General features: G+C 37.5%; 16 protein-coding genes. 15 read left to right on the top strand and 1 reads right to left on the bottom strand.

The genetic code is table 11. The annotated features are described in order from the left end of the window. Window positions 1-6: 6 nt before the first annotated feature. The 14 genes from pabB to GPZ88_RS09505 all read left to right on the top strand — a co-directional run bounded on the left by pabB (window position 7) and on the right by GPZ88_RS09505 (window position 15,385). Window positions 7-1,725: an aminodeoxychorismate synthase component I gene (gene pabB / locus GPZ88_RS09570; RefSeq protein ID WP_166044263.1), complete on the top strand. Its 1,719-nt coding sequence runs from the start codon at window positions 7-9 to the stop codon at window positions 1,723-1,725. A gap of 180 nt (window positions 1,726-1,905) precedes the next feature. Then, entirely contained in the window at window positions 1,906-3,159 is a 1,254-nt protein-coding gene (locus GPZ88_RS09565) for a bifunctional folylpolyglutamate synthase/dihydrofolate synthase (protein ID WP_166044261.1), read from the top strand. A gap of 36 nt (window positions 3,160-3,195) precedes the next feature. Continuing rightward, a complete protein-coding gene (folE, locus tag GPZ88_RS09560) occupies window positions 3,196-3,759 on the top strand; it encodes a GTP cyclohydrolase I FolE (protein WP_039696794.1) in 564 nt (187 codons plus the stop codon). A gap of 34 nt (window positions 3,760-3,793) precedes the next feature. After that, a complete protein-coding gene (gene folP, locus GPZ88_RS09555) occupies window positions 3,794-4,594 on the top strand; it encodes a dihydropteroate synthase (RefSeq protein WP_166044259.1) in 801 nt (266 codons plus the stop codon). A gap of 67 nt (window positions 4,595-4,661) precedes the next feature. Further along, window positions 4,662-5,024, top strand: a complete 363-nt coding sequence (gene folB, locus GPZ88_RS09550) for a dihydroneopterin aldolase (protein ID WP_166044385.1) — start codon at window positions 4,662-4,664, stop codon at window positions 5,022-5,024. Further along, entirely contained in the window at window positions 5,021-5,500 is a 480-nt protein-coding gene (gene folK / locus GPZ88_RS09545) for a 2-amino-4-hydroxy-6-hydroxymethyldihydropteridine diphosphokinase (RefSeq protein WP_166044257.1), read from the top strand. Before folB ends, folK begins: the two co-directional genes overlap by 4 nt. A gap of 182 nt (window positions 5,501-5,682) precedes the next feature. Then, window positions 5,683-6,585, top strand: coding sequence for a UDP-N-acetylmuramate dehydrogenase (gene murB / locus GPZ88_RS09540; RefSeq protein ID WP_039696796.1), 903 nt, complete (start codon window positions 5,683-5,685; stop codon window positions 6,583-6,585). Between the two features lie 27 nt (window positions 6,586-6,612). Further along, window positions 6,613-7,764, top strand: coding sequence for an ABC transporter ATP-binding protein (locus GPZ88_RS09535; protein ID WP_039696797.1), 1,152 nt, complete (start codon window positions 6,613-6,615; stop codon window positions 7,762-7,764). Then, complete coding sequence (locus tag GPZ88_RS09530) at window positions 7,751-8,542, top strand: ABC transporter permease (RefSeq protein ID WP_006531059.1); 792 nt, start codon at window positions 7,751-7,753, stop codon at window positions 8,540-8,542. Before GPZ88_RS09535 ends, GPZ88_RS09530 begins: the two co-directional genes overlap by 14 nt. Beyond that, on the top strand, window positions 8,539-9,330 hold the full coding sequence (locus tag GPZ88_RS09525; RefSeq protein WP_166044255.1) for an ABC transporter permease: 792 nt from the start codon (window positions 8,539-8,541) through the stop codon (window positions 9,328-9,330). The genes GPZ88_RS09530 and GPZ88_RS09525 overlap by 4 nt, the downstream gene beginning before the upstream one ends. Then, window positions 9,323-10,396 carry an ABC transporter substrate-binding protein gene (locus tag GPZ88_RS09520; protein ID WP_166044253.1) on the top strand — a complete coding sequence of 358 codons (1,074 nt, stop codon included), beginning with the start codon at window positions 9,323-9,325 and terminating at the stop codon, window positions 10,394-10,396. The genes GPZ88_RS09525 and GPZ88_RS09520 overlap by 8 nt, the downstream gene beginning before the upstream one ends. 148 nt (window positions 10,397-10,544) lie before the next feature. Next, window positions 10,545-12,077 carry a ClC family H(+)/Cl(-) exchange transporter gene (locus tag GPZ88_RS09515; protein ID WP_166044251.1) on the top strand — a complete coding sequence of 511 codons (1,533 nt, stop codon included), beginning with the start codon at window positions 10,545-10,547 and terminating at the stop codon, window positions 12,075-12,077. Window positions 12,078-12,277: 200 nt separating this feature from the next. Further along, window positions 12,278-13,117 (top strand): BglG family transcription antiterminator LicT, encoded by an 840-nt coding sequence (licT, locus tag GPZ88_RS09510; protein WP_166044249.1) that lies wholly within the window; start codon window positions 12,278-12,280, stop codon window positions 13,115-13,117. A gap of 354 nt (window positions 13,118-13,471) precedes the next feature. Beyond that, complete coding sequence (locus GPZ88_RS09505) at window positions 13,472-15,385, top strand: beta-glucoside-specific PTS transporter subunit IIABC (RefSeq protein ID WP_166044247.1); 1,914 nt, start codon at window positions 13,472-13,474, stop codon at window positions 15,383-15,385. A 72-nt stretch (window positions 15,386-15,457) separates the two neighbouring features. On the opposite strand, the gene GPZ88_RS09500 is transcribed toward GPZ88_RS09505, so the two are convergent. After that, window positions 15,458-16,384: an AraC family transcriptional regulator gene (locus tag GPZ88_RS09500; RefSeq protein WP_074563816.1), complete on the bottom strand. Its 927-nt coding sequence runs from the start codon at window positions 16,382-16,384 to the stop codon at window positions 15,458-15,460. Between the two features lie 449 nt (window positions 16,385-16,833). Here GPZ88_RS09500 and GPZ88_RS09495 point away from each other — a divergent pair, with 449 nt between their 5' ends. Next, on the top strand, window positions 16,834-17,121 hold the full coding sequence (locus GPZ88_RS09495; protein WP_074560275.1) for a phasin family protein: 288 nt from the start codon (window positions 16,834-16,836) through the stop codon (window positions 17,119-17,121). Window positions 17,122-17,128: the final 7 nt, after the last annotated feature.

The following is a 17,128-nucleotide window of genomic DNA, read 5'->3' as shown; positions in this document are numbered from 1 at the left end:
GCTAACATGCACAAAAAAACTGTTGTTGATTTTAAGGAATTAGGGCAACGTTTGATTTTTGAAAATCCCTTGATTGAGCTTTCTGCTAAGTCAGCAAAGGATGTTAAAACCATTTTGCAAGAGGTAGAGAATTACCAAATGCAAGGATATTATGTCATTGGTTATGTGAGTTATGAAGCTGCCCAAGCCTTTGATGAGAAATTTTCAGTTAAGACTCGTCCGCTCTCAGGTGAGTATTTGGCTTATTTTACGGTTCATCAAGAAGTTAAAAAAGAGCCTTTCCCGTGTCAATCTCAAAAAAATATTCAATTGCCAAAATCATGGCAATCAAATACGACTAAAGGTGAGTATGAGAAAGCTATCGCTAGGATTAAAGAGGAAATCAGGCAAGGAAATACCTACCAAGTTAACTACACTTTGCAGTTATCTAGTCTGCTTGAGGAAGATGCTTTTACTTTATATAATCACTTAGTCATTGCTCAAGAAGCAGCTTACAATTGCTATATCGAACATGATGATTTTGCTATTTTGTCTGTTAGTCCAGAGCTGTTTTTTAAGAAAAAAGGAAATCGTTTGATAACGCGTCCGATGAAGGGAACGATTACTCGCGGTTACAGCACTAAAGAAGATTTGGAAAATAAAATCTGGCTGGCAAATGATAGTAAAAATCGTGCTGAAAACATGATGATTGTTGATTTGCTACGTAATGATATGGGACGCATTTCAGAAATCGGTAGCGTTAAGGTAACAAAACTTTGTGAGGTTGAACAATACTCAACGGTTTGGCAAATGACCTCAACCATTGAAAGTCAGTTGCAATCAGATAAAAGTCTTTTAGATATTTTTTCTGCCCTTTTTCCCTGTGGGTCAATTACTGGAGCTCCAAAGATTGCGACAATGGCGATTATCAATCAGCTAGAAAAGCAACCTCGAGGCGTTTATTGTGGGACGATTGGGATTTGTCTGCCGAATGGAGATGCTATCTTTAATGTCGGTATCCGTACCATTCAAAAACTAGGTAATCAGGCTATTTATGGTGCTGGTGGCGGCATTACTTGGGGGAGTGCCTGTGATGATGAGTATAAAGAGGCTTGCGATAAGTCGGCGGTTTTATATCGCAATCAACCTGACTTTGACTTGCTTACAACCGCTAGGGTATCTCATAAGCAAGTGGTGGATTTAGACGAACACATCAAGCGTTTAAAAGAGTCGGCAAGGTATTTTGCTTACCCGTTCTCAAAAGAAGATTTTTTAGCAAAGTTGTCTAAGCAGCTTGAGGAGTTAGATGATGCTGACTATCGTTTGCGAATTTTAGTGAAGCAAACTGGTGCTATTCAGTTCCAGCTAGCAGAACTTAGAGACCTGCCAGAAAATTATCTGAAAGCTGAGCTGGTTCATCGCAGTGAGTCAATTGACAGTCCATTTACTTATTTTAAGACGACCTATCGTCCGCATTTACAAAGTTTATCTGGTGAGTCTATCTTTATTTCTAATAAGGGTTATCTGCAGGAAACGACTATTGGTAATCTCATTTTAGAAATCGATGGAAAATGGTATACGCCCCCAGTTGACGTAGGAATTTTAGACGGCATTTGCAGGCAAAAATTAATTAAGGAAGGTCGCGTGTTTGAAGCATATTTGACAAAAGATGACTTAAAGAAAGCTAGTCACATTTATGCTTGTAATAGTGTTCGTGGCGTTTATGAAATCACTTTGAATAAATAGCAAAGCTTCTTTTAGAAATCGTTTCTATCGACTTTCCTTGTGCTATAATAGAAGTGTTATTGTAATTTTATAAGAGAAAGGTATATGCGCTAAAAGCTTATCATTGAAAGATTTCGAGGTAAATGTCTCAATCTTATTTTTAATGTCAGCAACTTTTGGTCATAGTAGGACATTCATTAAATGAATTATCAAGAAGCTTTAGATTGGATTCATGGCAAGCTAAAATTTGGAATCAAACCTGGTTTAAAACGAATGGCTTGGATGCTTGAAGAACTTGACAATCCTCAGGAAAAGCTTGCCGCTGTCCACGTTGTTGGGACAAATGGTAAAGGATCAGTTACCAGCTATTTACAACACATTTTCTCACTAGCTGGTTATGAAGTTGGGACATTTACGTCACCATATATTGTTGATTTTCGTGAACGTATTAGCTTAAATGGGCAAATGATTTCTGAGACTGATTTTCTTAAATTGGTGGAACGCGTTCGCCCTGTTGTTGAACGTTTATCTGTTGAAACTGACTTAGAACCAGCCACAGAATTTGAAGTTATTACTGTTTTAATGTTTGAATATTTTGGTCACATGCACCCAGTTGACATTGCGATTATCGAAGCTGGAATGGGTGGCCTTTACGACTCAACCAATGTTTTCAAAGCTTTGGCAGTTCTTTGCCCGTCAATTGGCTTAGATCATCAGAATATTTTAGGACAGACTTATGCGGAAATAGCTGCGCAAAAAGCGGGTGTTTTAAAAGAAGGAGTTCCATTCATCTTTGCAACTGAGCGTGACGATGTTCGTCAAGTTTTCACTGAGAAAGCAAAAGCATGCTACAGCAGCCTTTATGAATTTGGGAAGGATTTTTCTACTTCAGAAAATAAAAACGGTTTTGATTATCATGGTAAAGAAACGCTTGAGCAAGTTTGCTTAGCTATGCCTGGAAAGCACCAGGTCAGCAACGCTAGTCTAGCTATTACAGCAGCCCTTCAATTGCGTGAACGTTATCCAAAAGTGACTAAAGAAATCATTAAAGCTGGTTTAGCCAAAACTCACTGGGTAGGTCGTACAGAATTGGTCTTCCCAAATGTCATGATTGACGGTGCTCACAACAACGAAAGTGTTCAAGCACTGGTTAATGTTATGCAAAAGTACAAAGATAAGCATTTGCATATTTTATTTGCGGCCATTGACACAAAGCCAATTGATTCAATGCTTGAGTTACTTAGTCAGCTAGCTGATGTGGATGTGACAACTTTTGTCTATCACAATGCACTGCCTTTGGAAAAATACCCAAGCCAATACCATAAAGTAGCTAATTGGCAAGATTGGCTTAAGCAGATTGATTTAGATAGTCAGGATGATTTTTATCTGATTACAGGCTCACTTTACTTCATTTCACAAGTGCGTCCTGTACTTTTGTCAAGACAGCAAAATTAAGCTATAATAGAAAAAATAAAAAGATTGGAAAATAAAATGGCAAATCAAGAAAAACTCGAAGCAGCAGTTTACCAACTCTTAGAAGCTCTAGGAGAAGATCCAAAACGTGAGGGCTTACTAGATACGCCTAAGCGTGTTGCAAAAATGTATCAAGAGATGTTTTCAGGCTTGAATGAAGATCCTAAAGATCAATTTACAGCTGTGTTTACCGAAAATCATGATGAGGTTGTTCTCGTTAAAGATATTCCGTTTTACTCAATGTGTGAGCACCACTTGGTTCCTTTTTATGGAAAAGCTCATGTTGCTTATTTGCCAAGCGATGGTCGCGTAACAGGTCTTAGTAAATTAGCGCGTGCTGTTGAAGTAGCAAGTAAACGTCCGCAGTTGCAAGAACGTTTGACTGACCAAGTGGCTACAGCATTGGAAGAAGCTCTTCATCCAAAAGGCATTTTTGTCATGATTGAAGCAGAGCACATGTGCATGACAATGCGTGGCATTAAAAAACCTGGAAGTAAAACGGTGACAACTGTCGCTAAAGGGATTTTTAAAGAAGACCGCGAAGAACGTAAGGAAATCCTATCTTTGATTTTAGGAAAATAATCGCTTAAGGTATTGTATTGCTAAGGAGATCATAATGAAAATCGGTAAACATGACATTGATGGCAAAGCTTGTATCATGGGAGTTCTAAATGTCACTCCAGATTCTTTTTCTGATGGAGGTTCTTACACATCGATTGAGAAAGCGCTTGAGCAAGCAGAGAAAATGATTGCTGAAGGGGCGAAAATTATCGATGTTGGTGGCGAGTCAACACGACCAGGTTACACTTTTGTGGAAGCAGCTGATGAGATTAATCGTGTTGTACCAGTTATTAAGGCTCTCAAGGAAAAATTTGATATCCTAGTCAGTATTGATACCTACAAAACAGAAACTGCGCGTGCTGCCTTAGAAGCAGGAGCAGATATTTTAAATGATGTTTGGGCAGGACTTTACGATGGGGAAATGCTTGCGCTTGCTGCTGAAAAAAACGTGCCAATTATTTTGATGCACAATCAAAAAGAAGAAAAGTATGACAATATTACCAAAGAAGTTTGTGACTTTTTAGTAGAACGTGCTAAAGCAGCATTGGACGCTGGTATTACTAAAGAAAATATCTGGATTGATCCAGGATTTGGTTTTGCTAAAAATGAAGCACAAAACATTGAACTTTTGCAAGGCTTGGATGCTGTTTGTCAGCTTGGATACCCAGTTCTTTTTGGTATTTCCCGTAAACGCACAGTAGATTATCTGCTAGGTGGCGGGACAGCAGCTCTTGAGCGTGATATGGGAACAGCGGCATTGTCAGCTTGGGCAATTGCTAAAGGTTGTCAAATCGTTCGCGTGCATAATGTTGATCTCAATCGTGACATTGTTAAAGTGATTAGTCAACTCGTTTGAAAGGAGTAAGAGGAGAAGAAAGAGTTTGAGAAAAGTATCTCAGACTTTCTTCTTTGTTACCAATAATATGGATAAAATTCATTTAAAAGGATGCCGTTTTTACGGTTACCATGGTGCTTTTGCAGAAGAACAAACATTAGGGCAAATTTTTGTTGTTGATTGTACCTTGTCTGTTGATTTGGCAAAAGCATCGCAGTCTGATCGTTTAGAAGATACTGTTCATTATGGTTTAGTTTTTGAAGCTATCAAAAAACAAGTTGAAGAAAATAAATACATTTTGATTGAACGTCTGGCTGGGGCAATTTGCCAGGACATTTTTGAACAGTTTCCGCCAGTTCAAGCAATTACTTTAAAAATTTCCAAGGAAAATCCACCCATTAATGGGCATTATGATTCTGTTGGTATTGAGTTAGAACGGGAGAGGGTATGATTAGCGTTTATTTAAGTTTAGGCAGTAATATTGGTGATAAAAAAGCCTATCTTGAAGCGGCTCTTGAACGTCTAAATCAACTGCCTCAAACATCGCTTGCTTCCGTTTCCTCATTTTATGAAACAGCAGCTTGGGGTAAGACGGACCAAGATGATTTTTTGAACATTTGTTGTCAATTAAAAACAGAATTAGCTGCTCAGCAATTATTGATAGAGTGTCAACAAATCGAGAAGGATTTGCACCGTGTTCGCCATGAACATTGGGGACCTCGTACCATTGATATTGATATTCTTTTGTATGGTAGCGAGCATATCGCAACAGAGAGCCTTAAGGTGCCGCATCCTTACATGACAGAGCGTGCTTTTGTCCTTGTACCGCTTTTTGAGATTGCTCCGTCACTTGAAATTTGTGGTCATTCTATTACATCTTATTTAAAAACATTAAATCTTGAAGAAGTGCGAAAACTTCAGTCGTAAATATCGTCAAAAGCTGATTTTTTTGTTATAATTAAGGTCGGCTTTATGCCGATTTTTTAGTAGCTTAGTTGCTAATAAAATCATTTGATCATAAATGAGCTAATAGTATTGATAAGGGTATTAGTTGATTTTAATCAAATGATGACTACAATTTTGATTAATAGTTTTAGAGTTGGAAGAAAATGTTAGAATTTTTAAATGATGAACTAAAAGGGATTGATATTCGAGTTAATGAACCCTTAAAAAAATATACTTACACGAAAGTGGGAGGTCCAGCGGACTATCTCGCTTTTCCACGTAATCGATATGAATTGATTCGTATTGTTGAATTTGCTAATAAAAATGATATTCCATGGATGGTGCTTGGAAATGCTAGTAACATCATTGTTCGTGATGGTGGTATCCGTGGTTTTGTTATCATGTTTGACAAATTAAATACAGTCACAGTTAACGGCTATGTGATTGAAGCAGAAGCTGGTGCTAACTTGGTTGAAACAACACGTATCGCCAAATACCACAGTTTAACTGGTTTTGAATTTGCTTGTGGTATTCCAGGTAGCGTTGGTGGTGCTGTCTTCATGAACGCTGGTGCTTATGGCGGAGAAATTTCGCATGTCTTGGTATCAGCTCAAGTACTTACCAAAGAAGGTAAAGTTAAGACAATTGAAGCTCGTGACATGAAGTTTGGTTACCGTCATTCAGCGGTCCAAGATAGCGGTGATATTGTTATTTCAGCAAAATTCGCCCTTAAACCAGGTGATTATGTTTTGATTGAGCAAGAAATGGCACGTTTAACTCACTTACGTGAATTAAAACAACCCCTTGAATACCCATCATGTGGGTCAGTCTTCAAACGTCCAGTTGGACACTTTGCTGGACAATTAATCACAGAAGCCAACCTTAAAGGACACCGTATTGGTGGCGTTGAAGTTAGTAAAAAACACGCAGGCTTTATGGTAAATGTCGCTGACGGTACAGCTCAAGATTATGAAGATTTGATTGCTTATGTTATTGACACAGTTGAGAAAAATTCAGGCGTTCGTTTAGAGCGCGAAGTTCGCATTATCGGCGAGAAAAAAGATTAAAGAAGCTCCATGGAGGTTTTATGAGAATTGACTAATCCAATTATTGCATTTAAAAACGTATCAAAAGTATTTGAAGATAACGGTACAGTTGTTTTAAAGGATATTAACTTTGAGTTAGAAGAAGGAAAATTTTACACCCTTCTTGGTGCTTCAGGTTCAGGTAAATCAACGATTTTAAATATCATTGCAGGGCTTTTACAGCCAACCACAGGTGATGTTTTCCTTGATGGAGAGCGTATCAATGATATCCCAATCAATAAACGTGATGTTCACACCGTTTTTCAAAATTACGCCCTTTTCCCTCATATGAATGTCTTTGAAAATGTCGCTTTTCCTCTAAAATTAAAAAAAGTCGACAAAAAAGAAATTGAACGACGAGTGGAAGAAGCTCTTAAAATGGTACGTTTGGCTGGTTTTGAGAATCGCCAGATTCAAAAATTATCTGGTGGGCAGCGTCAGCGTGTCGCGATTGCGCGTGCTATCATCAATGAACCTCGCGTGGTTTTGCTTGATGAACCTTTATCAGCCTTGGATTTGAAGTTGCGTACAGAAATGCAATACGAACTTCGTGAATTACAACAACGTCTTGGTATTACCTTTGTTTTCGTCACTCACGACCAAGAAGAAGCTTTGGCAATGTCAGACTGGATTTTCGTTATGAATGATGGCGAAATCGTCCAATCAGGTACACCAGTAGATATTTATGACGAGCCAATTAACCACTTTGTGGCTACCTTCATCGGTGAGTCTAATATCATTCCTGGTAAAATGATTGAAGACTATTTGGTTGAGTTTAACGGCAAACGTTTTGAAGCGGTTGACGGTGGTATGCGACCAAATGAAGCGGTTGAAGTGGTTATCCGTCCAGAAGATTTGCAAATCACAATGCCTGAAGAAGGTAAACTACGTGTGAAAGTCGATACCCAACTTTTCCGTGGGGTACACTATGAAATCATTGCTCACGATGAACTTGGTAACGAATGGTTGATTCACTCAACACGTAAAGCCATCGAAGGGGAAGTCATTGGACTTGATTTCACACCAGAAGATATTCATATCATGCGCTTGAATGAAACAGAAGAAGAATTCGATGCGCGTCTTGAAGAATACGTTGAAATGGAAGAGCATGAAGATGGTTTGATTCATGCCATCGAGGAGGAGCGCAATGAAGAAAAATAATTTCTTCTCGATTCCATATATTTTATGGTTGATACTGTTTGTCATTGCTCCCGTCATTTTGATTTTATGGCAGTCATTCTTTGATATCCAAGGACATTTTACCTTGGATAATTACAAGACTTTCTTTAGTTCTTGGACTTATCTTCGAATGAGTTTTAATTCGATTTTATATGCTGCCATCATTACCCTTGTGACCTTGTTGATTTCTTACCCAACAGCATATTTTTTGACACAGCTTAAGCATAAGCAGTTGTGGTTGATGCTTGTGGTTTTACCAACTTGGATTAATCTCTTGTTAAAAGCTTACGCTTTTATGGGGATTTTTGGACAACATGGTGGCGTTAACGCCTTCTTATCATTTGTCGGTATTGGTCCAAAACAAATTTTATTCACAGATTTTTCATTTATCTTTGTTGCTTCTTACATTGAAATTCCATTTATGATTCTACCGATTTTCAATGCGCTTGATGATATTGATACCAATCTCATCAATGCGAGTCATGATTTAGGTGGAAATGGCTTCCAAACCTTTACAAAGGTTGTCTTTCCTTTATCACTAAATGGTGTGAGAAGTGGGGTACAATCAGTCTTTATCCCAAGTCTTAGCTTGTTCATGTTGACTCGTTTGATTGGCGGTAACCGTGTGATTACACTGGGGACAGCAATTGAGCAGCACTTCTTGACAACACAAAACTGGGGAATGGGTTCAACCATTGGTGTGATTTTAATCATGGCAATGCTTGTGATTATGTGGATGACTAAGGAGAGACGAAAATGAAAAAATTTGCGAATTTATATCTAGCTTTAGTCTTTGTTATTCTCTACATTCCAATCGCTTATCTGATTTTCTATTCCTTTAATCAAGGCGGTGATATGAATGGCTTTACTGGATTTACCCTAGAACACTATTCAGAAATGTTTGCGGATAGTCGCTTGATGCTTATCCTGATTCAGACATTCTTCTTAGCCTTTTTAAGTTCGCTTTTGGCGACAGTGATTGGGACTTTTGGAGCTATTTTCATCTACCAAGCTCGTCGTAAACACCAGCAATCCATTCTATCAATGAATAATATTTTGATGGTGGCACCTGATGTTATGATTGGTGCAAGCTTTTTGATTCTTTTTACGCGTTTGGCGGATATTTTCCATTTTAATCTTGGATTTATGACAGTTTTGCTTAGTCATATTGCCTTTTCAATTCCGATTGTAGTGCTTATGGTTTTGCCACGACTTAAGGAAATGAATGACGATATGATTAATGCTGCCTATGATTTGGGTGCAACACCTTGGCAAATGTTGAAAGAAGTCATGTTGCCATATTTGACACCTGGTATCATTTCAGGCTTCTTTATGGCATTCACTTATTCCCTTGATGACTTTGCGGTAACTTTCTTTGTTACAGGAAATGGCTTCTCAACCCTTTCTGTTGAAATTTACTCGCGTGCAAGACGAGGAATCTCACTTGAGATTAATGCTCTTTCAACCATTGTCTTCATCTTTAGTATCTTGCTTGTAATTGGTTATTACTTTATTTCACAAGATAAGAAGGGAGAAAACAATGCGTAAATTATATACGTTTTTCCTAGGGCTTGTTGCGGTAACCTTGATTCTATTTGGTGTTTCAGTTTACATGCAAAAAACATCAAGTTCATCAAGTCAATCTGATAAATTAGTCATTTACAACTGGGGTGATTATATCGATCCAGAGTTGATTACAAAATTCACCAAAGAAACAGGAATTGAGGTTCAGTACGAAACTTTTGATTCTAATGAATCAATGTATACCAAGATTAAGCAAGGTGGAACAACTTACGACATCACCGTGCCGTCAGATTACATGATTGATAAGATGAGAAAAGAACATTTGCTCATCAAATTAGATAAATCTCAAATCAAAGGCTTAGATAACATCGGTTCAAAATTCATGGGCATGAGTTTTGATAAGCATAATGATTATTCAGTGCCATATTTCTGGGGAACGCTTGGTATCGTCTATAATGATACTATGGTCGATAAGGTGCCAGAGCATTGGTCAGATTTATGGAAACAAGAATACAAGAATGATATCATGTTAGTTGATGGCGCTCGTGAAGCAATGGGAATCGGTCTTGGAACTCTTGGCTACAGCTTAAATACCAAATCGATGACTGAGCTAAATGCCGCTTCAAAGAAACTTGATGACCTAACACCAAATATCAAAGCTATTGTCGGTGACGAGATGAAAGGTTACATGATTAATGACGATGCTGCGATTGGAGTCACATTCTCAGGTGAAGCAAGTGAGATGCTTAACTCAAATGAGCATCTTCACTATGTGGTGCCTAGCGAAGGGTCTAACCTTTGGTTTGACAACTTAGTGATTCCAAAAACAGCTAAGCACATTAAAGAAGCTTATGCCTTTATCAACTTCATGTTAGAACCTGAAAATGCTGCGCAAAATGCAGAATACATTGGTTATGCTACACCAAATATAGAAGCCAAGAAACTTTTGCCAAATGACATTAAAGAAAATAAAGCTTTTTATCCATCTGAAGAGACCTTTAACCATTTGGAAGTTTATGATAACCTTGGTCAAAAATGGCTTGGTATTTATAACGATTTATACTTACAATTTAAAATGTATCGCAAATGATACCAAAAGAGTTTGGAAGAATTTCCAAGCTCTTTTTTAAATGAACTCGAAATCAGCTTTAAGATTTGATAAAATAATAGTGAGTTATTTTTTGAAAAATAGTTGAAATTAATTTGGTATTTTCGATTTGATTAGTTAGGAGTTTTAAATGGAAAGTTATCGTAGAGAGTACGAGTTTTCGCTATCCTCAATCCTTAGCTTTGTCTGGCGTGGTGTTATTGTAGGATGTGTTTCCGGAAGCGTGGTCAGTCTTTTTCGACTCTTGATTGCCAAGATTTTCGCACAAGTGGTCAAGTGTTATCAACTCTCGCATGAAAATCCAGCTTTACTTGGTTTGATTTTACTAGTGAGTTTGATTGTTGTCATTGCTATCGGATTTTTGGTTAAATCTGATCCAGATATTAAAGGCTCTGGGATTCCTCACGTCGAAGGAGAGTTGAAAGGCTTACTTCATCCTGATTGGTGGTCTGTTCTTTGGAAAAAATTCATTGGTGGTGTCCTAGCCATTTCAATGGGATTTATGCTAGGGCGTGAAGGTCCAAGTATTCAACTTGGGGCCATGGCTGGAAAAGGTGTAGCGAAATCATTGAAAGCACAGCGCATGGAACAACGTGTCTTGATTGCTAGTGGTGCAGCAGCAGGTTTGTCTGCTGCCTTTAATGCTCCAATTGCAGGTCTTCTTTTTGTTGTTGAAGAAATTTATCATCAATTTTCGCGTTTGGTTTGGATTTCAGCGCTGGTTGCGAGCTTGGTAGCCAATTTTATTTCGTTAAATATCTTTGGTTTGACTCCTGTGCTTGCCATGCCAAGCGATCTTGTTATTTTGCCTTTACATCATTATTGGATGCTTTTGCTTTTAGGGGCATTTTTAGGCATAATGGGTTATCTTTACGAAAAAGTAACCTTGAATGCGAATCTATTTTATGACTTCTTAGGCAAAATTTGTCACGTTCCCAATTATTTTTATGGTATTTTTGCGGCTATCTTGATTCTGCCAATTGGTTATTTCTACCCGCAATTATTAGGTGGCGGAAATGGCTTGATTACATCATTGTCAACTAGTCATTTGACTTTTGCAGTGGTTTGCTTGTACTTTCTTATCCGCTTTGTTTGGAGTACGTTTAGTTATGCCAGTGGTTTACCGGGTGGGATTTTCCTTCCGATTTTGACTTTGGGGTCATTATTAGGTTTTGGTTTTGGTCTAGGCATGCACCAAATTGGCTTTATCAGCACATCTGTCCTTGTTAATTTTCTCGTTCTTGGTATGGCTGGTTATTTTGGTGCTATTTCAAAAGCTCCGCTGACTGCCATTATTTTGGTAACAGAAATGGTAGGAGATTTCCGACAATTGATGACTATTGCAGTCGTTACTTTGGTAGCTTACATTGTAATGGATCTTCTAAAAGGTGAGCCAATCTATGAGGCTATGTTGGCAAATTTATCTATTCCAAAAGACCGCGAAGTTATTGAACCAACGCTTATTGAGTTAACCGTGTCAGATAAAATCGCTGGCAAACGTGTTCGTGATTTGACTCTTCCTAAAAACGTTTTGATTACAACTCAGATTCATCGCAAGAAATCAGAAGTGGTCTGCGGAAGCACTGTTTTAAATGCTGGTGATACAATTTTCTTGGTGGTTAATGAACCAGAAATTGGAAAAATTCGCAAATTATTGATGTAAATATGTCAATAAAATGTTTTTGTATCCCCTTTCATTTTAAGGGGATTTTTGGTAAAATGGATACCAGTAAGAGGATTGTTACTGGTTAAGCAGGCAAAACCTAGTGTGCATAGAAAGCATTTGTGCGTAAAAACACAGTGCATTTTGTGTACGCTAGTTTTGCCTTTTCTTTCCGAATTTTTTTGAGGGAGTAGTAGATAATGAGGATAGAAAAAGTCTATAATAACAATGTTGTTTTGGCTAAGGGGGATGAGGGAGAAGAGATTATCGTCATGGGGAGAGGACTTGGTTTTCAAAAGAAATCAGGTGACGAGATTGATACTTCTTTAGTTGAAAAAACATTTGTTATGCAAGATAGCTCTGCTACACATGAGTTAACGCGTGTTTATATTGACTTGTCACCAATAGAGACAGAGGTTGTTCTTGATATTATCAAGCATGGTCAAGAAGTATTAGAAACTAATTTTGACACAGCATTCTACATTGCTCTTGCAGACCATTTGCATTACACACTTCAGCGAAGTCGTGAGAACATCATTGTGCAAAATCCTTTGTCTTGGGAGATTCGTAAATTTTTTCCAAAGGAGTATCAGCTTGGTCGTGATGCCCTTAAGATTGTTTTTGAAAAGCTAGGTGTTATTCTGCCTGATGATGAGGTTTCATCAATTGCGCTTCATTTTATCAATGCTCAGAAAGACTCTGGTTTGGTTAAGCAAAGCTATCAAATTTCAAAGATTGTGACAGATATTTTAGGGATTGTTCGTTTGTTTTACGGAAAAGTTTCTGATGAAGATTCTGTCAGCTATAATCGTTTTGTGACTCATATTCAGTATTTTGCGCAACGTGTCGTCAATGGAGTGGTACAAGGTAAAAATGACAGCTTTTTGTATGAACAAGTGAAGCTGAATTACCCAGAAGCTTTTTCTTGCTCTGAAAAAATAAAGAATTATATCGAAAGCTCACACAATTTTCCGATGAGTCGAGATGAACAAGTCTATATCACCATTCACATTCAACGACTGGAAACAAGTAGCAAATAAGCCTAAAATCTTCTCAACTGCTGTTGAGAGGATTTTTTTTATAAAAAATTAATTTGGAAGAAATCTGAAAAACTGTGAAAAAGATGATAATGAGGCTGTTTTAAATCTAGTTAATTTTCACTGCAAAATGAAAATACTAAAAAATGTAAAAAAATATCATAAAAGCGCTTGCAAAAAATGTAAGCGCATGCTATACTAAGAATTGTTAAAAGGATTGTTACTGATAAGCAGGCAAAACCTAAATAAATACAAGATAGTTTTGGCGTTACCGCAGATGTGGGCGCAGAAAATTGTTTAGTATTTATTTAGGTTTTTTCTGTTGTTAGGAAAGAACATTAAGAAAGGAGCCAGCTTATGGCTAAAGATTATACTGAATTGGCACAAGATATTGTTGCTCACGTTGGTGGGAAAGACAATATCCTCAAATTAGTTCACTGTGTGACTCGCTTACGTTTCACCTTGAAGGATGAAAGTAAAGCAGATGACGATTATCTCAAACAACGAGATGGTATTGTGACTGTAGTCAAAGCAGGTGGACAATACCAAGTGGTTATCGGAAACCATGTTCCAGATGTCTATGACACTGTTTTAAAAGTTGCCGGTATCCAAGGTGATGGTGGTATTGATGTTAACGAAGGAGATGTTCCTCAAGGTAACATCTTCGATCAATTCATCGCTTTGGTTTCTGGACTTTTCCAACCAATGCTAGGAGCTCTTTCTGCTGCTGGTATGATTAAAGGTTTGGTAGCTATTTTAGCAGCAGTAGGAGTGAAGGAAACAAGTGGTCTTTATGTTATTTTAAATGCCGCTGGTGATGGCTTCTTCCAATTCTTGCCAGTTATCTTGGCATTAACAGCAGCAAAACGTTTCAAAATGGAACAATTCACTGCTTTAGCACTAAGCTTTGCTTTGGTTTATCCAAATATTGCAGCAAGTTTCGCAAATGGAAATGTTGATTTCTTAGGACTTCCAGTTATCTTCCCATCATCAAGTTATCTTCAAACAGTTCTTCCAATTATCTTGACAGTTTGGGTTGGTTCAAAAATTGAAAAATTCTTCAAGAAAATCATTCCTGATGTGGTAAAAGTCTTCGTTGTACCATTCTTTGTTATCTTAATCACTGTTCCACTTGCTTATTTGGCAATTGGTCCTGTTATGAACTGGGCATCTAACCTTATCGGTGTTATCTTCACTAATATTTATGGCTTTAGTCCAATTGTCTTTGGTATTTTACTTGGTGCCTTGTGGCAAGTTCTTGTTATGTTTGGTCTTCACTGGGGTCTTGTTCCAATTGCAATCTTGGACTTCTCTACTAAAGGTTGGAGTACATTACTTGTCGCATCAACAGCTATCTGTTTTGCTCAAGCAGGTGCCCTTCTCAACATTTTCCTTCGCACAAAAGAAGATAAAGTTAAACAATTGACTATTCCAGCTTTTATCTCAGCTCTCTTTGGGGTTACTGAACCAGCTATTTATGGTATTACACTTCCAATGCGCACACCATTTATCATGACATGTGTGGCTGGAGCTATTCAAGGAGCATTCTTAGGTTTCTTTAACACAACTGCTTACACAATGGGTGGTATGGGACTCTTTGCTATCCCATCATACTTCACTCCAAAACATGTTCCTGCAGGAGCAAACACAGATGTAAACAATGTTTGGTATTTCCTTATTGCCATTTTAATGTCATTTGTTCTTGGATTTGTATTGACACAATTGACTAAAATTCCTTACCTTTACGGTGGACCAGATGTTAAACCTGTAGGTGGTGACAAAGCGGCAGAACCAGTTGCTGAACTTAAAGAATTAAAACAAGAAATTATTGCAAGCCCAATGATTGGTCAAGTTGTTAAACTTGAAAATGTTCCAGACGAAGTATTTGCGTCTGGTGCTATGGGAAAAGGGATTGCTATTGATCCTGCTGACGGTACTGTAGTTGCCCCAGCAGCTGGTGAAATTACTCTTGTCTTCCCAACTGGACATGCTATCGGTATGCGTACTGAAAACGGTGCTGAAATCTTGATTCACGTTGGTATGGATACCGTGTCACTTGCTGGTAAAGGCTTCAATACATTTGTTCAAGTTGGTGATAAAGTTGACGCTGGTCAAAAATTACTTGAGTTTGATTTGGCAACGATTCGTGAGGCTAATCTTCCAGTTATCTCACCAGTGATTGTTACTAATTCGACAGAATTTGAAGATGTTCTCACAACACAAGATGCACGTGTTAACATTGGTGACTATCTTCTCACAACACTAGCTTAATAAAGAAAGGACGCTTTAAGCGTCCTTTTTAATGTGCTTAGACATAAGAAAAAAGCTGAGATGAGTCAGCTTTTAATGAGATTTTCTTGCAGGGTTGATTAAGACACGACTTTCTTTTCGCTTACTAAATTGTTTGCGGTATTGACTTGGTGTTAATTCGTAGTAACGTTTAAATTGTCGGTTAAAATTTGACAAGTTATTAAAACCAACAGCCGTAGCAATTTCAAGAACTGGATTTGAGGTGTTAATCAACATATCACAAGCTTTGTTCAGGCGAACTTGAATGATGAACTCCGTACAAGAGCTTCCAGTATGTTGTTTAAAGACCGCCATAAAGTGTGTTTTACTATATCCCATGAATTGAGAAAGGTAATCAATAGAGAGATTCTTTTGATAATTGTTATTGATGAAGTCAATCAATTCACGAATCTGTTCATTTTTACGATAAGTATCATCAGTGTTCTTGCGAAGAACGTAACGATAGTAAAAGAGCAAATATAGAAATTCATTGAGTTTTGATTTGAGTAGCAGTTCAAAATGACGTCCTTCGTTTTTTGAAAGCTCAAAAATGGTGAATAGACATTCTTTGATTTCCTCATAGCCTTCCATTCCTGGTTGAATGCGCGGAACAAATTTATAAAGGCTAGTCTGCAAAGGTTGCAAGTAACGAAGACTAACTTGGTCTACAATAGAATAACCAATCATATCTAAGTGAAAGCGAAAAGTATCAGTGACATGTTTCTGGTTTTCTAGCGGGTGGATAGAGTGCATCCCATTTGGTCGTATGAGGATAATATCACCTGCTTGACTATTAAAGTAATCGTAATCGATGTGAAAACGAGCTGAACCTTCATAAATATAATTGATTTCAACTTCTGGATGCCAGTGGAAAAGAACGTCAGGACGGCCGTTTTCAACCACTGTACTGTAATAATCATAAGGTAGAAGGTGCTTGCTTTCATCTATTTTAATTTCGTGAGCTGGATCTGCTTGTTTCATATAATACCCCTTCTAATCATAACATAGTATTAACTACTCTTTTATTATAGCAGAATAATTCGAAAAATGGAAGCGTATTCTAGAAAAGGTTTTCATAAAAATTTTCAAGACCATATCAGATAAAAGTATTATAAATGAGAAGGATAGTGTTAGAATCATTTTTGCTAGCTGACTATAATAGGAATATAAAATCACTTAGCGAGACCTCTTTTTTGATCGTGCTAGCAAGTGGTTTTAGAGTCTATGAGACACAATTGTTTACATTTTTTGAAAGAGCTCCGCATGACAAATTAATCTCCTTTGTTAGCTGCGGAGCTTTTTAATTTATCAGTTTTCTAGTATAAGAAACTTTCATGAAACGACTGTTTCTTTTAGATATTTTATCTCAAAAGTAGTAGAATGAAAGGGTAAACATAATGTTAATTTAGTCATTCAAGGAGGAATTAATCATGGAAGAATTGAAAAAAGTTCTCTTAGCCGGTATTGGTTTGACGTCTATGACTTTGGAAAAAGCTGACGCTTTTGTAAAAGAGTTAGTCGAAAAAGGACGCCTCACTGTTGACGAAGGAAAAGAATTGCAGTCTGAACTAAAACGCCGAAGTGAAGACGAAGCACAAGCTTTTTTAGATCAATTAAATGCTAAAACAAAACCTGTTCAATATGCTACCAAAGAAGATGTTTCTCGTCTTGAAGACAAAATTGATGCGCTTTTGAAGAAGTCAAATATCTTAAATTAGAAATTAT

The organism is Streptococcus ruminicola, from assembly GCF_011387195.1.
Taxonomy (GTDB): Bacteria; Bacillota; Bacilli; order Lactobacillales; family Streptococcaceae; genus Streptococcus; species Streptococcus ruminicola.
This window is presented reverse-complemented; position numbering and strand designations above follow the sequence as displayed.